16 protein-coding genes are annotated in these 16841 nt (G+C 53.1%); 15 read left to right on the top strand and 1 reads right to left on the bottom strand.

The window, feature by feature from the left end:
• The first annotated feature begins 28 nt into the window (after positions 1-28).
• Genes R8G34_12345 through R8G34_12325 form a run of 5 tightly spaced genes read left to right on the top strand, consistent with a single transcriptional unit; the run spans position 29 to position 5488 of the window.
• Positions 29-2326 carry a bifunctional salicylyl-CoA 5-hydroxylase/oxidoreductase gene (locus R8G34_12345; GenBank protein ID MDW3223652.1) on the top strand — a complete coding sequence of 766 codons (2298 nt, stop codon included), beginning with the start codon at positions 29-31 and terminating at the stop codon, positions 2324-2326.
• Positions 2323-3075 carry an SDR family NAD(P)-dependent oxidoreductase gene (locus R8G34_12340; protein MDW3223651.1) on the top strand — a complete coding sequence of 251 codons (753 nt, stop codon included), beginning with the start codon at positions 2323-2325 and terminating at the stop codon, positions 3073-3075. The genes R8G34_12345 and R8G34_12340 overlap by 4 nt, the downstream gene beginning before the upstream one ends.
• On the top strand, positions 3072-3539 hold the full coding sequence (locus R8G34_12335) for a MarR family transcriptional regulator (GenBank protein MDW3223650.1): 468 nt from the start codon (positions 3072-3074) through the stop codon (positions 3537-3539). The genes R8G34_12340 and R8G34_12335 overlap by 4 nt, the downstream gene beginning before the upstream one ends.
• Positions 3539-4330 carry an enoyl-CoA hydratase family protein gene (locus R8G34_12330; GenBank protein MDW3223649.1) on the top strand — a complete coding sequence of 264 codons (792 nt, stop codon included), beginning with the start codon at positions 3539-3541 and terminating at the stop codon, positions 4328-4330. Before R8G34_12335 ends, R8G34_12330 begins: the two co-directional genes overlap by 1 nt.
• Positions 4331-4333: 3 nt before the next feature.
• Complete coding sequence (locus tag R8G34_12325) at positions 4334-5488, top strand: acyl-CoA dehydrogenase family protein (protein ID MDW3223648.1); 1155 nt, start codon at positions 4334-4336, stop codon at positions 5486-5488.
• Here R8G34_12325 and R8G34_12320 read toward each other — a convergent pair.
• On the bottom strand, positions 5485-6312 hold the full coding sequence (locus R8G34_12320) for a helix-turn-helix transcriptional regulator (protein ID MDW3223647.1): 828 nt from the start codon (positions 6310-6312) through the stop codon (positions 5485-5487). The two genes, R8G34_12325 and R8G34_12320, sit on opposite strands and share 4 nt — an antisense overlap.
• Positions 6313-6556: 244 nt before the next feature.
• Here R8G34_12320 and R8G34_12315 point away from each other — a divergent pair, with 244 nt between their 5' ends.
• The 10 genes from R8G34_12315 (at position 6557) to R8G34_12270 (ending at position 16713) form a co-directional block, all read left to right on the top strand.
• Positions 6557-7426: a fatty acid desaturase gene (locus R8G34_12315; protein ID MDW3223646.1), complete on the top strand. Its 870-nt coding sequence runs from the start codon at positions 6557-6559 to the stop codon at positions 7424-7426.
• Positions 7427-7511: 85 nt separating this feature from the next.
• On the top strand, positions 7512-8315 hold the full coding sequence (locus R8G34_12310; GenBank protein MDW3223645.1) for an enoyl-CoA hydratase: 804 nt from the start codon (positions 7512-7514) through the stop codon (positions 8313-8315).
• An 878-nt stretch (positions 8316-9193) separates the two neighbouring features.
• Positions 9194-9634: a hypothetical protein gene (locus R8G34_12305; GenBank protein ID MDW3223644.1), complete on the top strand. Its 441-nt coding sequence runs from the start codon at positions 9194-9196 to the stop codon at positions 9632-9634.
• Positions 9635-10034: 400 nt separating this feature from the next.
• On the top strand, positions 10035-10712 hold the full coding sequence (locus R8G34_12300; protein MDW3223643.1) for a sugar transferase: 678 nt from the start codon (positions 10035-10037) through the stop codon (positions 10710-10712).
• A gap of 144 nt (positions 10713-10856) precedes the next feature.
• Positions 10857-12680, top strand: coding sequence for an ABC transporter ATP-binding protein (locus tag R8G34_12295; GenBank protein ID MDW3223642.1), 1824 nt, complete (start codon positions 10857-10859; stop codon positions 12678-12680).
• A 154-nt stretch (positions 12681-12834) separates the two neighbouring features.
• A complete protein-coding gene (locus R8G34_12290; GenBank protein MDW3223641.1) occupies positions 12835-12975 on the top strand; it encodes a lasso RiPP family leader peptide-containing protein in 141 nt (46 codons plus the stop codon).
• Positions 12976-13178: 203 nt separating this feature from the next.
• A complete protein-coding gene (locus R8G34_12285; GenBank protein ID MDW3223640.1) occupies positions 13179-13466 on the top strand; it encodes a PqqD family protein in 288 nt (95 codons plus the stop codon).
• A gap of 3 nt (positions 13467-13469) precedes the next feature.
• On the top strand, positions 13470-13895 hold the full coding sequence (locus R8G34_12280) for a lasso peptide biosynthesis B2 protein (GenBank protein ID MDW3223639.1): 426 nt from the start codon (positions 13470-13472) through the stop codon (positions 13893-13895).
• Complete coding sequence (locus R8G34_12275; GenBank protein ID MDW3223638.1) at positions 13892-15781, top strand: asparagine synthase-related protein; 1890 nt, start codon at positions 13892-13894, stop codon at positions 15779-15781. The genes R8G34_12280 and R8G34_12275 overlap by 4 nt, the downstream gene beginning before the upstream one ends.
• A complete protein-coding gene (locus R8G34_12270; GenBank protein MDW3223637.1) occupies positions 15781-16713 on the top strand; it encodes a hypothetical protein in 933 nt (310 codons plus the stop codon). The genes R8G34_12275 and R8G34_12270 overlap by 1 nt, the downstream gene beginning before the upstream one ends.
• Positions 16714-16841: the final 128 nt, after the last annotated feature.

Raw genomic sequence — 16841 nt, 5'->3', positions numbered from 1 at the left:
ACAACTGAAGAGATCATAGGTGTGTCCAATGAAAATCGCGTGTTTGGGCGGCGGTCCGGCGGGCCTCTATTTTGCGATATCCATGAAACTGCGCAACCCGGATCATGATGTCGTGATTTTGGAGCAGAACAAACCTGATGACACGTTCGGCTGGGGCGTTGTGCTGTCTGATGAAACACTCTCTAACCTTGCGGAAAACGACCCAAAGAGCGCGGAAATGATCCGCGCGCACTTTGCTTATTGGGACGATATCGCGGTGATTCACGATGGGCACCACACAGTCTCCTCCGGGCATGGATTCTGCGGGATCGGCCGGAAAAAACTGCTATTGCTTCTGCAGGAGCGTGCCCGGGAACTGGGTGTCGACATGCGGTTTGAAGCCAAAGTCGAAAGTGCCGCCGATCTGGCCACAAGCTATGATCTGATCGTCGCCTCAGACGGGTTGAACTCCCGCACACGGATGGAGTTTCAAGACCAGTTCAAGCCAGATGTAGACATGCGAAAATGCCAGTTCACATGGCTCGGCACGCAGCAAAAATTCGACGACGCGTTTACGTTTATTTTTGAGAAAACAAAACATGGCTGGGTCTGGGCTCACGCCTATCAATTCGACCCTGATACGGCGACATTCATCGTGGAGTGTTCACAAGACACCTATGACAAATGGGGCTTTGCGCAAATGTCCAAGGCAGCAAGCATCTCTGCTTGTGAAGAGATATTCGCCAAATACCTGGATGGTCATGTTTTGATGTCGAATGCCAATCACGTGCGTGGCTCTGCGTGGATCAAATTCCCCAGGGTGCTTTGTGAAAAATGGCATCATCAGAATATCGTTCTGATGGGGGATGCCGCGGCCACGGCCCATTTTTCCATTGGATCCGGTACCAAACTGGCGCTCGAATCCGCGATTGCCTTGGCCGATTATGTCACCAGCGAAACGACCCTGCAGGACGCCTTTGAGAAATATGAAGATGAACGCCGTGTCGAAGTCCTGAAATTGCAATCGGCCGCCCGAAATTCGCTTGAGTGGTTTGAGGAGGTTGAGCGTTATCTTGACCTCGACCCGGTGCAGTTCAATTATTCGCTGCTGACGCGCTCGCAACGGATTAGCCATGAAAACCTGCGCGATCGGGATTCAGAATGGCTTGGATCGGCCGAAAAGTGGTTTCAGACGCAGGCGGGCGCCGGGGGCAACGATCCTGTGCGCCATCCCATGTTTGCACCTTATGCCATGCGCAACATGCGCCTGAAAAATCGGATCGTGGTTTCCCCCATGGCGCAATACAAGGCCGTGGAGGGTGATCCCACCGATTGGCATCTGATCCATTACGCGGAGCGGGCCAAAGGGGGCGCCGGTCTTGTCTATACAGAAATGACATGTGTGAGTGAGACGGGGCGCATCACGCCGGGGTGCCCGGGGATCTATTCAGACAGCCAGGAAGCCGCATGGAAGCGGGTCGTTGAGTTCGTGCATAACGAAACTTCTGCCAAGATCTGCCTTCAACTGGGTCATTCGGGCCCAAAAGGGTCGACGCAGGTAGGGTGGGAGGAAATGGACGCGCCGCTTTCTGATGGAAACTGGCCTTTGATTGCTGCCTCTGATGTGGCCTGGTCCCCTAGAAACGCGACACCACGTGCGATGACACGACAGGACATGGACGCGGTGAAGGCACAATTTGTGGAGGCTACCCGCCGTGGTGCGCGCGCAGGATTTGATATGATTGAGTTGCATGCAGCCCATGGGTATCTGATATCAAGCTTCATTACGCCGCTGCAAAACAAACGAGACGACATCTACGGGGGGTCTCTTGAAAACCGCCTGCGTTACCCGCTTGAGGTGTTTGACGCCATGCGTGCCGTGTGGCCTGAGGACCGTCCAATGGCTGTACGCATTTCTGCCAATGACTGGGTCGGCGATCTGGGTATCACCCCGCAAGAGGCGGTTCAAATTGCCGGTGCATTTCGTGAGCATGGCGTGGACATCTGCGATGTTTCCGCAGGCCAAACGTCAATTGACGCGCGACCTGTCTATGGGCGTATGTTCCAGACACCTTTCTCGGATCGAATTCGCAACGAAGCTGGCGTGGCGACAATGGCCGTCGGGAATATCTTTGAACCAGATCATGTTAACTCCATCCTGATGGCGGGCCGGGCTGATCTGGTGTGTCTGGCGCGACCGCATTTGGCGGATCCGTATTGGACCCTACATGCGGCTACGCAGTTAGGGGATCGCCACGAAAAATGGCCTGACCCTTACCATGCTGGCCGGGATCAGGCCTGGCGTTTGGCGGAAAAAGACGCCCTCGCATCAGAGATTAAAGTATGAACGATTTGTCAGGAAAACGCGCATTGGTTACTGGCGGCGGTACAGGTGTGGGCGCGGTAATCGCAAAGATGTTGGCCGATCAAGGTGCACGGGTCTGGATTTCGGGACGACGTGCCGCACCCTTAGAAGCAATCGCATCGCAGAACCCGCATATTCGTATGGTTGTCGGAGATGTTACTCAGCCTCAGGATTGCAAGGCGATGATCGACGCGGCGGCGGACCCCGACATCGTGGTTGCAAACGCGGGCACCTCGATGTCCAAACCTTTCCACAAGATGACACCTGAGGATGTGCAGGCGATGATGTCTGTCAATCTGTTTGGTGTGTTCAATATCTTTTCTGCCGCTCTTTCCCCGATGAAATCCAAGGGGGCAGGGCGGTTGATATCTGTGGCCTCCACTGCGGGATTAAAAGGATATGCCTATGTAAGCGCATATTGTGCCGCCAAACACGCAGTCATCGGATTAACGCGATCCCTTGCCCTGGAGCTGGCAGAAACAGACATCACCGTAAACACTGTCTGTCCGGGATTTACCGAAACGCCGATGCTGCGCGCTTCGATTGAAAATATCATGGTCAAAACCGGCCGTGCTCAAATAGAAGCCGAACGGGCTTTGAGCGCAGCCAACCCGCAGGGTCGGTTTGTACAACCCGCTGAGGTCGCCGACACGGTGTTATGGCTCGCAGGTTCAGGTGCTGGGGCGATCACGGGTCAATCTATTTCCATTTCCGGCGGAGAAGTCATGTGAGTGAAACAAGCGATATCCCGTCTGATCTGAGCAAAGACCGACTGCGTGTTTGGCTTAGAATGCTGAAAGTTACACGGATGATCGAGGCTGAGTTGCGTGAACGCATGCGCCAGGCTTGGGATATTACCCTACCCCGGTTTGACGTCATGGCCGCGCTCCGGCGTGCAGAGGATGGTATGAAAATGAGTGATCTGTCCGGTGTCCTGCGCGTTTCCAACGGGAACGTCACCGGTATTGTTGACCGCTTGGAGGCGGACGGGTTGGTTGCCCGCAAAAGCGTCAAGGGGGACAGACGCGCGATGCATGTGCTGCTCACACCCGACGGGCGCCGGAAGTTTGATGAAATGGCCTCTGTGCATGAGCTTTGGGTCGACGAGTTGTTTTCACCGATCGGTGCGCAGGGCCTCAATACGGTACAAACCCGATTGACGCGTATCTCGGACAAGCTTGAGGGGAACGTATGATGCCTGAGCATTTCAACCTTGAGCGCAAAGGCACGGTAACAGTTGTTTCCTTAAACAGGCCTGAACGAAAAAATCCACTGACGTTCGAAAGCTACGCCGAATTGCGTGATTGGTTCCGTGATCTACAGTATGACGATGACACCACGGCTGTTGTCATCGCGTCAAATGGCGGTAATTTTTCGTCAGGCGGCGACGTGCATGACATCATCGGCCCATTGGTCAGCATGGAAATGAAAGGGTTGTTGCGTTTTACGCGCATGACCGGTGATCTTGTCAAAGCGATGCTGCATTGCGGGAAACCGATAATTTCAGCTGTCGATGGTGTTTGTGTGGGTGCAGGCGCAATCATCGCCATGGCGTCCGATATGCGTTTGGGGACAGCGGAGGCAAAAACCGCTTTTCTATTCTCCCGCGTCGGACTGGCCGGGTGTGATATGGGGGCCTGTGCGATGCTGCCGCGGATCATTGGCCAAGGGCGCGCGGCGGAACTTCTTTTTACGGGGCGCGTTATGAGCGCTGATGAAGGGGAGCGCTGGGGCTTCTTCAACCGACTTGTGCCCGTTGAAAAATTACTCCCTGAGGCTCTGACCTTAGCGCAAAAAATCTCTGAAGGCCCGAATTTCGCTCATATGATGACCAAGACAATGCTCAATCAGGAATGGTCAATGACGTTGGATCAGGCGATAGAGGCGGAAGCACAGGCGCAGGCGATTTGTATGCAAACGCAGGATTTCCGCCGTGCCTATGATGCGTTTGTGTCCAAGGAAAAGCCGGTTTTTGAGGGGGATTAGACCGTGGCGGATAGATCCTTTTTAAGCTGGCCGTTTTTTGAAGATCACCACCGTGCTTTGGCGCGCGATCTGGATGCGTGGTGCAAGGATCATTTGACCGGCGTTGACCATTCGGACACGGACCGGGCTTGTGTTTCTTTGGTGGCGTTGCTGGGAGATGCGGGTTGGCTCAACTACTCTGCGATTGATCCAATGTCTCCGGGAAAGCTGGACGTGCGCAGCCTCTGTTTGATTCGCGAAACACTTGCGCGGCATCATGGCCTTGCGGATTTTGCTTTTGCAATGCAGGGCTTGGGGACAGGTGCTGTATCCCTGTTTGGCAGTGCGGCGCAACAGAAATGGTTGGCCAGAACACGGGCTGGAAAAGCGCTTTCAGCCTTTGCCTTATCCGAGCCACAGTCAGGTTCAGATGTCGCAAACATGGCCCTGACGGCGGTGAAATCGGGCAGTGGGTATCGTTTGAATGGTGAAAAGACGTGGATTTCAAACGGAGGTATCGCAGACATCTACACTGTGTTTGCCCGGACCGGCGAGGCGCCGGGGGCCAAAGGGTTATCTGCCTTCCTCGTTCCTGCAGACGCATCGGGACTCAAAGTGGTTGAGCGTCTTGAAGTGATGGCACCACATCCGTTGGCGCGCCTGTCCTTTGAAGACGTAAAACTGGATGCAGACGCCTTGATAGGTTCACCGGGAGACGGTTTCAAAATAGCGATGTCAGTATTGGATGTCTTTCGCTCAACGGTGGCGGCCGCGGCCCTTGGGTTTGCGAGACGAGCACTGGAAGTGTCTCTAACAAGAGTAAAAGAGCGCGAATTGTTCGGAGCCCCGCTGTCGGAACTTCAAATGGTACAGGGACATATTGCGGAAATGGCGCTGGACGTGGACGCCGCAGCATTGCTCGTTTACCGCGCGGCTTGGGTCAAGGATATGGGGGCGTCCCGGGTCAGCCGTGAAGCAGCCATGGCAAAGCTTTTCTCAACGGATCAGGCACAACAAGTTATCGATAAGGCAGTGCAGTTGCACGGTGGAGAAGGTGTACGCGTTGGCAGCACAACAGAGAAACTGTACCGGGAGATCAGAGCTTTGCGGATCTATGAGGGCGCATCAGACGTCCAGAAAGTCGTCATCGCTCGTGCCGTTCTGGCAGACCAGGATTAACCGCGTACCTTGTCAGCAAGTTCACTCAACATTTCATGTACCTGGTCTGCCCCAATAATTGCGCGCCGTACCAACCGGTCGAACTGCTTGGCGAATCCTTTGATCTGATCGGGGCTACTGACCACAAGGTAGGCATCACCAATGTAGAGGGCGACGCGTTGTTTTCCAAAAACCGTAAAGGGTGCAGAAAACGTTTTGGTCCCGTCATAAAGGTGCAGACGCAGGGCTGGATAATTGTCTTGGCAGACCTGCGCCATATAACGCAATTGGGCGCGGCACTGGTCTGCATCCACGCCACGCCAGAGCCCGGTCCGGGCTGATAAGTCGCGCAATGTCTGAACGGGCATCGCAATTTCCACATCCATATCGTCCAGCGAAATCCGACCAAGGACGTTTTCCACCCCGCCACCGCGCGCATCAGAAATCTGCGTTTCGGTTTCGGAGGAAAGGCTTACCATATCCGGCAGTGTCGACGGCACATAGCGCAATTTGAAACCGGCCGCGGCGCGGCGCCATTGATCGAGCGGGGTCGATCCATCAGGCTGCACGGCTTTTTCGATCTGAACACTTTGCGCGACTTGCTGACGGCCTTCCGGTGCGTTTTCGAGACAGAGCAACCAGTCCACCGATACACCGCTGACACGGGCAATGCGCCTCAACATTTCTGCACGCGGCAATCGGTCAAGATCAGGGTTCAGAAACTGGCTCAAAGCGGAGCGGTCCATGCCGACCTCACGCAGAAAGTGGCCCTTGCCCGCCGGATGTGACGATACAATTGTCTCAAGGCGGTTTTTGAACTCTGCAGATAGCTCTCTTTTATCCATGTGGTATAATTACACGATTATTGTATATATACTACAGATTTGATGGATAATTACAAAAGTAACGTAATCATAACAAATTCACGCTCTTGCGACAACATGCCGAACCGTCACACTAAGAGGCGACCTAAAAAACCCAAATATGTTGTTCGAAAGCGCTGTTTTGAAGATCCCCAATTCATTTCCACGGCCGTCCATAGAGTGGCCCACTATTGTAATTGCGACAATCTGTTACGTCGGTTTTGGTGTGAGCACGGGTGCTTACCACCTCTTCGGACCTTGGGTAAGTTCCGCCGTTTTGATCTTTTCGTTGACGTTGTATTCATCGCTCAATCACGAAGTTCTGCACGGTCACCCGTTCAAGAATGACAGACTGAATACCGCGTTGATCTTCCCGGCGCTTGGTCTTTTTATCCCCTATATGCGGTTCAGGGATACGCATTTGGCACATCACCATGATCCGTCCCTGACAGACCCCTATGACGATCCGGAAAGTAATTTTATCGACCCTGCGGTGTGGTCTCATTGGAGCTTTGCACGGCGATTAACCTATCAGTTCAACAACACGCTTTTGGGACGTATCCTGATTGGACCGGTGATCACACTTTGGTCCTTTTATCGTCAGGACTGGAGCGACATATGGAGGCAAAATAGCCAAGTCAGAGACGCATACCTTTTTCACTTTCTGGGTTTGATACCAGTATGCATGTGGTGGGCGATGGTGTCAGAAATGTCGGTGTGGGTGTATCTAATCTGCGCATATGGCAGCCTTTCGATCCTAAAAATCCGGACATTTCTTGAGCATAGAGCACATGAAAAAGCGCGCTGTCGCAGTGTGATTATTGAAGATCGCGGTATTCTGTCATTCCTGTTTTTGCGAAATAACCTGCATGCGGTACACCATGCACATCCCGGGATGCCATGGTACAGACTACAGCAATTCTACGCTGAAAACCGGGCTGGATTTCTGGCGCGCAACGGCGGCTATTCCTATCGGTCCTATCTGCAAATTATGCGTCTTTATCTGGTGGCTGCAAAAGATCCCGTGCCGCATAACCTATGGAACAGTACTGCTTTGAAAGTGCCAGAGCATCCAGTTTCAGAACCGCATACTTGATTGAACATCTGTGATTTTCCTTGCAGCCGTCCCGTGTTTCCAGCTTTGGTAAACCAAAGGATTGATCAACTTTGGAGTTTCGATCATGCAGGATACTAATGCGCCGGTGCTCATGGAGCGCGCAGATGGCATAGCAACAATAACTTTGAACCGGCCACAGACGCTGAACGCACTCTCCGAGGAAATGCTGGCGGCGTTACAGGCCTCACTCGATCGTGTCTCTCAGGACCGCTCAGTGAAAGCAGTAATTTTGCGCGGGCAAGGCGCACATTTTTGTGCCGGGCATAATCTGAAGGAAATGACCGCGCGGCGACAGGATGCCGATGGAGGTCACGCCTATTTCAACACGCTTTTTGCCACCTGTTCGAAAATGATGATGTCCATCGTGAAGTTGCCGCAACCGGTGATTGCCGAGGTTCAGGGCATTGCAACAGCAGCAGGATGCCAGTTGGTTGCGACTTGCGATCTGGCGATCGCCGCAGAGACTGCCACATTTGCCACATCTGGCGTAAATATCGGTTTGTTTTGCTCGACACCGATGGTCGCATTGTCACGGAATGTGTCGCGCAAACAGGCGATGGAGATGTTGCTTCTTGGCGAATTCCAGACTGCCAGTCACGCGGTCGAGATCGGGTTGATTAACCGAAGCGTTCCAGAGAATGCGCTGGGTGAACACACCCGCGCCATGGCAGAGAATATCGTCGCCAAAGCACCAGTTGCGATTAGGACGGGCAAGGAAGCTTTCTATGAACAAGCGGACATGGATCTTGCTGCGGCCTATGCATACACGGGCAAAACGATGGCGGAAAACATGATGGCCCGCGACACTGAACACGGCATCCAAGCTTTTCTGAAAAAGGCGGCTATGCCTGAGTGGACTGATGAATAGTCACGCGCGGTGACTCACCGAACTTTCCGTCCGAAGGTCGCATTGAAATATCCAACCTTCCAATTTTCAATTTCGCAAGTGATCACGATCTGGCTCGGTATCGCCACTTCGCCAACCTCGCTTTTGTCTATTTTGGAAACATGTTGAAGCGGGGCTTTTTGGGGAGGGCGCAAAGCTGTACTAAAGTTTCTATTGCAGTTGCTCAGGTTGGATGCGCGCCACAGATGGTGGTGTTGGGATGAGAGAGGCTTGAGAACCGCAGTCGTCTATCAAAAGTATGTCAAAATGTCGATTCGCGTTGCGGCTAGGACTGATGGCTCATCACCATGAAATAATGATTCGCCTACCATGGGGATCACCACGATCCCAAGGGCAGAACGATCTTCGAGGGTGCCCCAACGCTGCTACCGGCTTGATTGGGTCGTGCTTCAAGTTTCTCGCGCGGAACCACTTGCTTCAAGAACCTCAAAATGCGCAGGCGTCTGACTCCTGTTGACCTAGTTCAGCAATTTCGTGTCGGGCCTCACTTCGCAGAACTATGCCAAATCTTAAAAGCAAACTGTCTTGAAAAAGGAGCGTTCCAGAAAGAGAAGCGTCTTTGAAACTAAACCGCAAGTCAGGTTCATGCAGCGGTCCACTAAGCAAAAGATGCATTCTAGGTTGCCTCAAAACCAATTCTAGATCGAAGCACAATTGCCAGCAAAGTGATTAGAATGCCGTTTGGATGACAGCGTTTGGACGATGATACACATAGCGGAACCCAAGCTGGAAAGTGAAAACTTTGGATTAGTCCCCTGTATTGCGCTATTCGTTAAGCTATTGATATTCGGAAGAGTTACATGAACCGCTTGTTTTGTATAATTGTCAGCAGTGTCTGTATGGCGAACTCTGCTTGGTCTGCGACTTTTGATTTCGATATTGTTGCCCGGATTGAAAGCGCGTTTTTGCGCCCTGCCGAAGACACTGTGAAAACGCCAGTCGGCGGTATGCTAAGGGCGCGTATGACCTACAGTTTTCCGCCCTCGCAGCAATTTGGCGGCGACTACATTTATGCACCGGGACTTGAGACCCTGAGCATTTCGACGGATGCGGGTTTTTCTCTCGTGCTCGACAATCAGGTAACGTCGATATCCAGCATCAATGACAATGACACTTTCATTGCACAGAGTTTCGTGTCCGAGGACCCGAACGGTTGGAATATGGTGTTTGAGATGAGCGCGACAGCGTGGCTTGGGGCAATACAGATTTACCGGCTCTTTTCCCTCAAACCTTCAACAGTGCTTTTATCTCGGCTTATTTTCTTGACGAAACCGATGTGATTCAGTCCGTAGAGGCGACGATCCTATCCGTCCAACCTGCCGGCACTGGGCTAGCACCTGTGTCCGTACCAGCTTCTGGCGCGCTTTTGGGATTCCTGATGGCTGCAGCGGTTTTGCGGAGACTACCTATGCCCGGCAAAAAATCTGGCGCGGCCTAACACGCAATCCAACGCCACCAGCCCCCGCTTGCGCTCAAAGCCTCGGGAATACGGGCGCGGTAACCGGGTAGCGCTGGCTGGGTTGCCACGAATAGTGTGCCTAAAAATTAGTCACCACTTTAACGCGAATTGCGTGATTCTCCGAGATCAGTGTTTTTTTGCTTTCATTGACGGGAGAACTTGCCGAGATATAGTTAACGAATGATTAAGCGCGCGAGAATCATCTTTAGGAGTTTGTGACTATGGCTGTGTTTCACTTAGAAGAAACGGAAAATTCCAAATCCTTCCCCAAACTAGACGGTGGTGTTGCGCTCTATCGCCGCGCGGGAAAACGGCTTTTTGACCTGCTTCTGGCTGCCTTAATCACCCCTTTGCTACTGCCGATTATCGGTATTTTATGGCTCGCGACGACCCGCGATGGTGGAAGCGGATTTTTTGGGCATCGGCGTGTTGGTCGGGATGGCAAAGTGTTTCGGTGCTGGAAACTCCGCACCATGGTTGTGGACGCGGAATCCAAGCTACACGCCCATCTGGAGGAGAATCCGGAGGCTGCAGCGGAGTGGGCAACAGATCACAAACTCGCAAATGACCCGCGAATCACTCGTTTGGGCCGTTTTATGCGCAAAACAAGCCTGGATGAGCTACCGCAAATTTGGAATGTCTTCCGCGGCGAGATGAGTTTTGTGGGGCCTAGGCCAATTGTGCGCGTAGAACTACACAAGTACGGGATTCATCGGCCTGTTTATCTATCTATGACGCCTGGGATCACAGGTCTTTGGCAAGTATCCGGTCGCAATGACGTATCCTACTCGGAGCGGGTGCAATTCGACGTCGACTACTCGAATGATGTGTCTCTGTTTACCGATATTCGCCTGATTGCGATGACGGGTCTGTCAATCGTGGGCGCAACTGGTCGGTAATACCATTCCGAAGCACGACAACGCCTTTGCGACTGCTGCTTCAATAGGATTCGCCGTCGCTCAGACTTGCCAAACCCTCATAATATTGACGGTAGTATTGCCGGTAGCACAGCCTTAAATAGGCTGCTGAAAGGCACACTCCCGATGTTATCCAAAACTTCCTCATTCACCAGCAAGCTATCGCGTTCTTTTGTTTTGTGGCGCAAAGTGATCGAGCTGTTGAAGTTCAGCAACAAGAAGCTCGGCGTTTTCGTGCTCGCGGCTTCAGTGCTCGAAATCGTTCTGACACTTGGTGCGCTTTTTGCGGTCAAGCTGGCTGTAGAAGATATTGCACAGGCCGCAAGCGCTGACGGTTCCGTCGATCTGGGTCGTGTTTTATGGTCTGTTGTGGTTGTCCTCGGCCTTTTCCTTGGCGGACGTATCATGCATTCGGTGGCAAACTATTATCGTGCTGCCCAGGGATTTGTGGTCAGTGACTACGTGAACCGCGCCATACAAGAACGGGCCGTTGCTGCGGATCTGAGTTTCTATGATAGTTCCCTTTACTATGACAGTCTGGAACGCGCACGACAGGCCGGCGCACAGCGACCTGCTCAGGTGATTGCTAACGCATTGAACGTTTTCCGGGGCGGTATGATGCTTTTTGGTATCGCTATCGTGCTGTTTTTCGTTGAGTGGCGTCTGCTGCCGATAAGTTTGATCGCGGTTGCAATGATGTTGGTTGTACAAGTCCGTTTCACCAGGGAGCGGTTTCACTTGCAGCGTCAGCTTGTGCAAAAGGAACGTCATGCATCCTACGCGGACTATGTGATGACATCACAACCTTTCGCAAAAGAGATCCGCCTCTGGGATATCGGAGCGTATCTGCGCGCCCAATATTTGAATATCCGCAAGGCTGTTCGCAAAGACTATCTCACCATTGAACGGCGCAAATCCATCGCGGAAAGTCTGGTTTCTATCGTGGGTACGCTCGTCGTTCTCGCATCGGCTGCGTTTATCTTGTATCGCTTCAGCACTGGCCAAGCGGAGCTATCCGACCTGATCATGGTGGTCTTGCTCTTGGTCCGTGCGGAGACGGCTGGACGGGATTTCGTGACGAGCCTGTCAAAGCTCTATGATGACCAGTTGTTCCTGAACCAACTGTTCGCCTTTCTGGATCTGGAACCGGTCATGAAACCTGACGCCAAGGCTGAAACCCTGCCGTCTGGTACAAAACAGGGTGTGGTCTTAGATCATGTGACGTTTTCATATCCGACTGCAGAACGCCCCGCCTTGCGAGACGTTTCACTGAACATCAAACCGGGACAGTTTACAGCATTGGTTGGGGGCAACGGGTCCGGAAAAACTACTTTGATCAAACTGTTGTGTCGACTCTACGACCCCCAGGAGGGCTCGGTAACCTATGACGGGGTCGACGTCCGTTCATTTGATCCGACCGCCTATCGTCGGCAGTTCAGCGTGATATTTCAGGATTTCGCGCAGTTTGCCTATTCCGGGCGAGACAATATGCGTTTGTCGGATCTGGGCCAGGAAAGCGATGACGCACGGCTGGAAAACGTCTCGAAACTGACAGGTGCGCATGATGTGCTCGAAGCGCTGCCGAACGGTTACGAAACCGTTTTGTCGCGCATGTTCGACGGTGGCGTTGAGCTGAGTGGAGGCCAGTGGCAAAAAATCGCTCTGTCACGGGCAGTTTTCCCCGACTCAAAGTTTATCATACTGGATGAACCCACCAGCGCGATTGATCCAAATGCAGAAGCCGAGTTGTTTGACGGGTTCCGCGACAAGCTTGAGGGACGCGGCGCGCTGGTCATCAGCCACCGCTTGTCCACCATAAGACAGGCGGATTATACCTATGTGCTGGATGGCGGCAGAATAGTAGAAGAAGGGACTCATGAGGCGCTCATCGGCCAGGGAGGGCGCTACGCGGAAATGTTCGAACGCCAGGGCAGAAGCTACCGATCTTAACTATTAACGAAAGTCAATGGACTAAAAAGCAGGCAAAATGCCATTTTTGAACAAAAAATCGCCGAAAAGGCATGAAAAGTCCTTGAGATAACCCGCCAAAAGCCAATATGGTTAACACGTTTTAACTATTACGGTTAACGCAAAAGGAGAAGTCATGACTAAAGCTATTTATGAAGCACCAGTTCTTCGGTCCCACGGCAAAGTCGAAGCTGTGACCAAAGGTGGTTCCACAGGTACATCATTGGACGCCGCCTTCCCAGTCGGCACACCTTTCGCTGATGTAACTCTGTCCTAATTGCGATTGCGACAACCCTTGGGTTGTTCGCAACGTGAAAAGATTTCCGGGGTCCGGTCATGCCGGACCCCGGTTTTGTCTTGAAGCAACTGAACAGAATGGCCGCCTGAGTTTTTGCAGTTAAGGTGGTGTATTTTCAGATCGGCAGTGTGTAGGTAACTATTGGGCTTAACGATCAAAGAGCCGAAATTGGATTAGTGTTTATGTCATCTGAACAATTTTATAGCGCGCAACCAGATGTTGTTGACTGTGACATCGGCGGAGATCGCGCATTGCTCCATCTACAAACGAATACGTATTTTACTATGAACGCCACTGCATCCGCTTTGTGGTTGGCCTTGGCTGAGCCTAAAAACCTGGATGACCTCGTTAGTGTCGTGACCGAAAAGTTCGAAGTCTCAGAAGATCAGTGCCGTGGCGACATAGAAGTTTTGCTGAGCCAGATGATGGAAGCAAACGTGATTGGCATCACACCGGCCGGGGTCGGTTAACCTATGCGTGCCATGCGCTGGGCAGTGATATACACCATCAGCGCGCTGGTTATCTTGGTCGTGCGTATTGGGCTTTGGACGACCAAGTATCAGCGGATTCGCGCGATTCTGGTGCGGCCCTGCCCAGTTGACCCACAGTTTGAGAGGCGCGCAACCGTTGCCCGAATAACGCATGCGGTCGCACATATCGCGCGCTTCGTGCCTGATGCGAGTTGCCTGACCCAGACCATTTCTTGCCAGGCCATCCTGTCTTGGAAAGGTATTCCGTCCACCATCACGATGGGGTTGAAAAAGGACGAAGGCGGCGCTCTTAAAGCGCACGCGTGGTTGAGCTGGCACGACCAGGTCGTGTTGGAAGGAAATGAGGGCACGTTGGTGGATTTTGCCAAAATCCTTGATTTACCCACGCCGGTTCAGTCCTCCTCATGATGCATTCTTTTTCTGTGCGGATACCGCTTGCCGGAACCGAGAAAGCCCCATTGATCGAGCCAATACGCCTGTCACGGATGCGGGATCAGGGTTGGAATGTATCGCAGCCCGTCGCTGGCGTTGATGTGGCGGTTTCAGGTGTGGCGTCTTTGTGTGAGACGGCTGAATGGATGGCAATCGGGCTCGCGTTTCTGGAAGATCGCGCTAGCGAGCAGCAACGACTTGGACTGAGCGCGTTGGATGGGAAATCCGATCTGGAATTTTTTTTGCACCTGCGCGCAACGCTGGGTTCCGAGTTTGTGCGCGACATAGCTGGGTCTTTCTCGGTTGTCTTTATCCACCGCAAAACCGGGACTTTTGAAGCCTACCGGGATCATTTTGGCCTTTATCCTTTTTACCACACGCTATCTGACGGCGCGCTGACATGTGCGTCCGATCTGCGCGCGTGTTTGCATCTGTCAGGCAGAGAGATCATCGCGGATCCTGTCCGGGTTGCCGATTTCATACACGGCGACGATATTGACGTTGATCGCACCGCTTTCAAAGATGTGTCTCGTCTGCCGCCCGCACATCAACTTGTGCCGGGACCGGAGGGCGTGAGTGCGCAACGGTATTGGAAATTCGAAACTCTAATAAAACCCTATTCCGGGCCAGATGCCCCGGCAGAACTGCGCACAGCTCTAAAGAACGCGACAGTCGCAAGCATGAAAGTCAACGGGCCAGTGGGCGCCATGTTGAGCGGAGGTTTGGACTCCACGTCACTGGTTGGACTGGCGGCCGCAGAGACGACGGACTTACAAACGTTGTCGTTTGTGTATGGTCAGGACAAAGCATACGATGAAACACGTTACATTGACGCCGCGAATAAGGCGTTCAAGACAGTCCCGCACAAGATTCCCATAGCAGCGGGCACGGCGCTTGATGCGTTGGGACCTGTTGTTGAGGAACAGATGGATCTTTTCCTAGCGCCGGGTTTGCCCAAAAGCAGACAGATTTACGCAGAAGCGCATGCGCTTGGCTTGAATGGGCTGATTGATGGCCACGGTGGCGATGAAGCAATTTCCCACGGGTACGGGCGTCTGGTGGAGTTGGCGCACGCGCGGCGGTTCAGCGCGTTGTTGCGCGAGGCCCGCGGCGCGGCGCGGGTGCATGGCGTCCCGTTGATTGCGCTGGTTGCGGGTCACATTGCACAATATGGCGGGTTGCGACCCAGGCATCCACTGCGCAGACTATTAATGAAGGCCGCACGTGTTCTGACGCGACGCTCGCTGGTATCAAACTGGTCAGAGAACGCGGACTCTCTGATTGCGGCGGATTTACGTTCAAGTGTTGATGCAAGGACACGGTATGCCCGCAATCCAATACTCAAGTCCGAATCGGATTTTCAGCAAGCCGCGCAGATAACGCATCTGGAATCGCTCACAACGCCGTTGATTGTTCAGTCCTTCGAAGTTTTGCATCGTTCAGCCACGGCCGCCGGAGTTCTGCCGCGATACCCCTTTTTGGACCGGCGTGTTACGTCGCTTTGTCTTTCGCTGCCGGCGGATCAAAAACTGCGCGACGGTCGCAGCCGTTGGGTTTTGCGTGAGGCAATGCTCGGTGTTTTGCCGGATGGTATCCGGCTCCGCGTAGATAAGGCAGAGTTTGGCAACGAACTTAAGGATACTGTCATAGCTTTTTTCAAAGATGCCGATGCCAATTGTTTTGTCACCCTTGCGCCTTTCATAGATGTCGCGTCGGCTGATCATCTGCGTGAAAGGGTTGTGTCAGGCGCTGTGACGGATGTGGCGGCAATTCGTGCGCTTTGGCGATTGGCCGTTCTGATCCACTGGATTGAAGCATTGAAACGTTGGCGCGACGCACAAGTCGAAGGGATGCTGATCTGATGACACTGCATTATTATTCGGTATTCGGACTGACGCTGGCATCTGATTTCGAATTTGAAGTCTTGGACCCTATCGTCCCTAATCCGGATTCAGATCTGCTACGGGTTGTTCGCACGCAGGGCATCCGGCCCACAACGCCGCCAGCGATCGACCCGTATTTTGACATTCAACCAGACCGTCAGTTTTTTCATTGGAAAGCGGTTGGCACCTTCATTATCGAAGACCCAAGTACCGTTCTGATCGAGCCGCAGGATGACGTGTCCAACCATTTGGTGTCGCAGGCGTTTCTGGGTCTGGTGATCTCGCTTGTTCTGGAGCGGCGCGGGGTGCTTTGCCTACACGCCAGTGCGGTGTCGGTGAACAATCGCGCGGCCCTGTTCCTGGGCGACAAAGGTGCTGGAAAATCCACAACCAATGCCGCTCTGCTTGCACGCGGGCACGTACCGATAACCGATGATCTGGTGGCAGTGGATGGGACACTGCAAAAAGTGCCTGCGCCGGTTATATGGCCCGGCTTTTCAAGTATGAAACTCTGGCCAGATTCGGTCGAAGCTTTGTCGTTGGACGCGGACGAAAGTGACCGTCTGATCCATCCTTCCGTGACAAAGGTGCAAAAACGCATGCCGACACCGCTTGCCGAAGAACCGGTTCCCTTGGGCGCACTTTTCGTCTTGCGCCGCAGCGAAGACGTAATGGCACCATCGGTCGTGCCGCGCCCCGCGCACGAAGCGCTTCAGATGGTGATGCGTTACACATTCATGGCACGCTACGGCGAAACGCGTCTGGGCCGGGACCATCTGGGGCGGCATCTTAAACGGTGTGGAGCCGTTGTGGCCAACGCACCTGTCTATGATCTGATGATTCCCGCGGATTTGTCCCAGCTTGATGCAGTTGCTCAAAAGATCGAACAGGTGTTTCATACTGCGGAATAACATCAAACACCTGGACCAATAAAACGGCCTTTAGACGTCGCGGCCCCTGGAAACCGGTCTGCATCCAGATGGCGTTTCTGGATCGTTTGAATTTTGTCTCTCTAACTGGCGTTGAAAATGACAAAGAA

The organism is Paracoccaceae bacterium (genome assembly GCA_033344815.1).
In the GTDB taxonomy this organism is placed as follows: domain Bacteria; phylum Pseudomonadota; class Alphaproteobacteria; order Rhodobacterales; family Rhodobacteraceae; genus Roseobacter.
This window is presented reverse-complemented; position numbering and strand designations above follow the sequence as displayed.

Excerpts from the sequence above, each read along its gene's own strand:
- R8G34_12290 (MDW3223641.1), top strand. The coding sequence starts at position 12,835 with ATGACTAAAGCTATTTATGAAGCACCAGTTCTTCGGTCCCACGGCAAA.
- R8G34_12295 (MDW3223642.1), top strand. The coding sequence starts at position 10,857 with ATGTTATCCAAAACTTCCTCATTCACCAGCAAGCTATCGCGTTCTTTT.
- R8G34_12305 (MDW3223644.1), top strand. The coding sequence starts at position 9,194 with ATGGCGAACTCTGCTTGGTCTGCGACTTTTGATTTCGATATTGTTGCC.
- R8G34_12285 (MDW3223640.1), top strand. The coding sequence starts at position 13,179 with ATGTCATCTGAACAATTTTATAGCGCGCAACCAGATGTTGTTGACTGT.
- R8G34_12320 (MDW3223647.1), bottom strand. The coding sequence starts at position 6,312 with ATGGATAAAAGAGAGCTATCTGCAGAGTTCAAAAACCGCCTTGAGACA.
- R8G34_12330 (MDW3223649.1), top strand. The coding sequence starts at position 3,539 with ATGCCTGAGCATTTCAACCTTGAGCGCAAAGGCACGGTAACAGTTGTT.
- R8G34_12345 (MDW3223652.1), top strand. The coding sequence starts at position 29 with ATGAAAATCGCGTGTTTGGGCGGCGGTCCGGCGGGCCTCTATTTTGCG.
- R8G34_12275 (MDW3223638.1), top strand. The coding sequence starts at position 13,892 with ATGATGCATTCTTTTTCTGTGCGGATACCGCTTGCCGGAACCGAGAAA.
- R8G34_12270 (MDW3223637.1), top strand. The coding sequence starts at position 15,781 with ATGACACTGCATTATTATTCGGTATTCGGACTGACGCTGGCATCTGAT.
- R8G34_12310 (MDW3223645.1), top strand. The coding sequence starts at position 7,512 with ATGCAGGATACTAATGCGCCGGTGCTCATGGAGCGCGCAGATGGCATA.
- R8G34_12280 (MDW3223639.1), top strand. The coding sequence starts at position 13,470 with ATGCGTGCCATGCGCTGGGCAGTGATATACACCATCAGCGCGCTGGTT.
- R8G34_12300 (MDW3223643.1), top strand. The coding sequence starts at position 10,035 with ATGGCTGTGTTTCACTTAGAAGAAACGGAAAATTCCAAATCCTTCCCC.
- R8G34_12340 (MDW3223651.1), top strand. The coding sequence starts at position 2,323 with ATGAACGATTTGTCAGGAAAACGCGCATTGGTTACTGGCGGCGGTACA.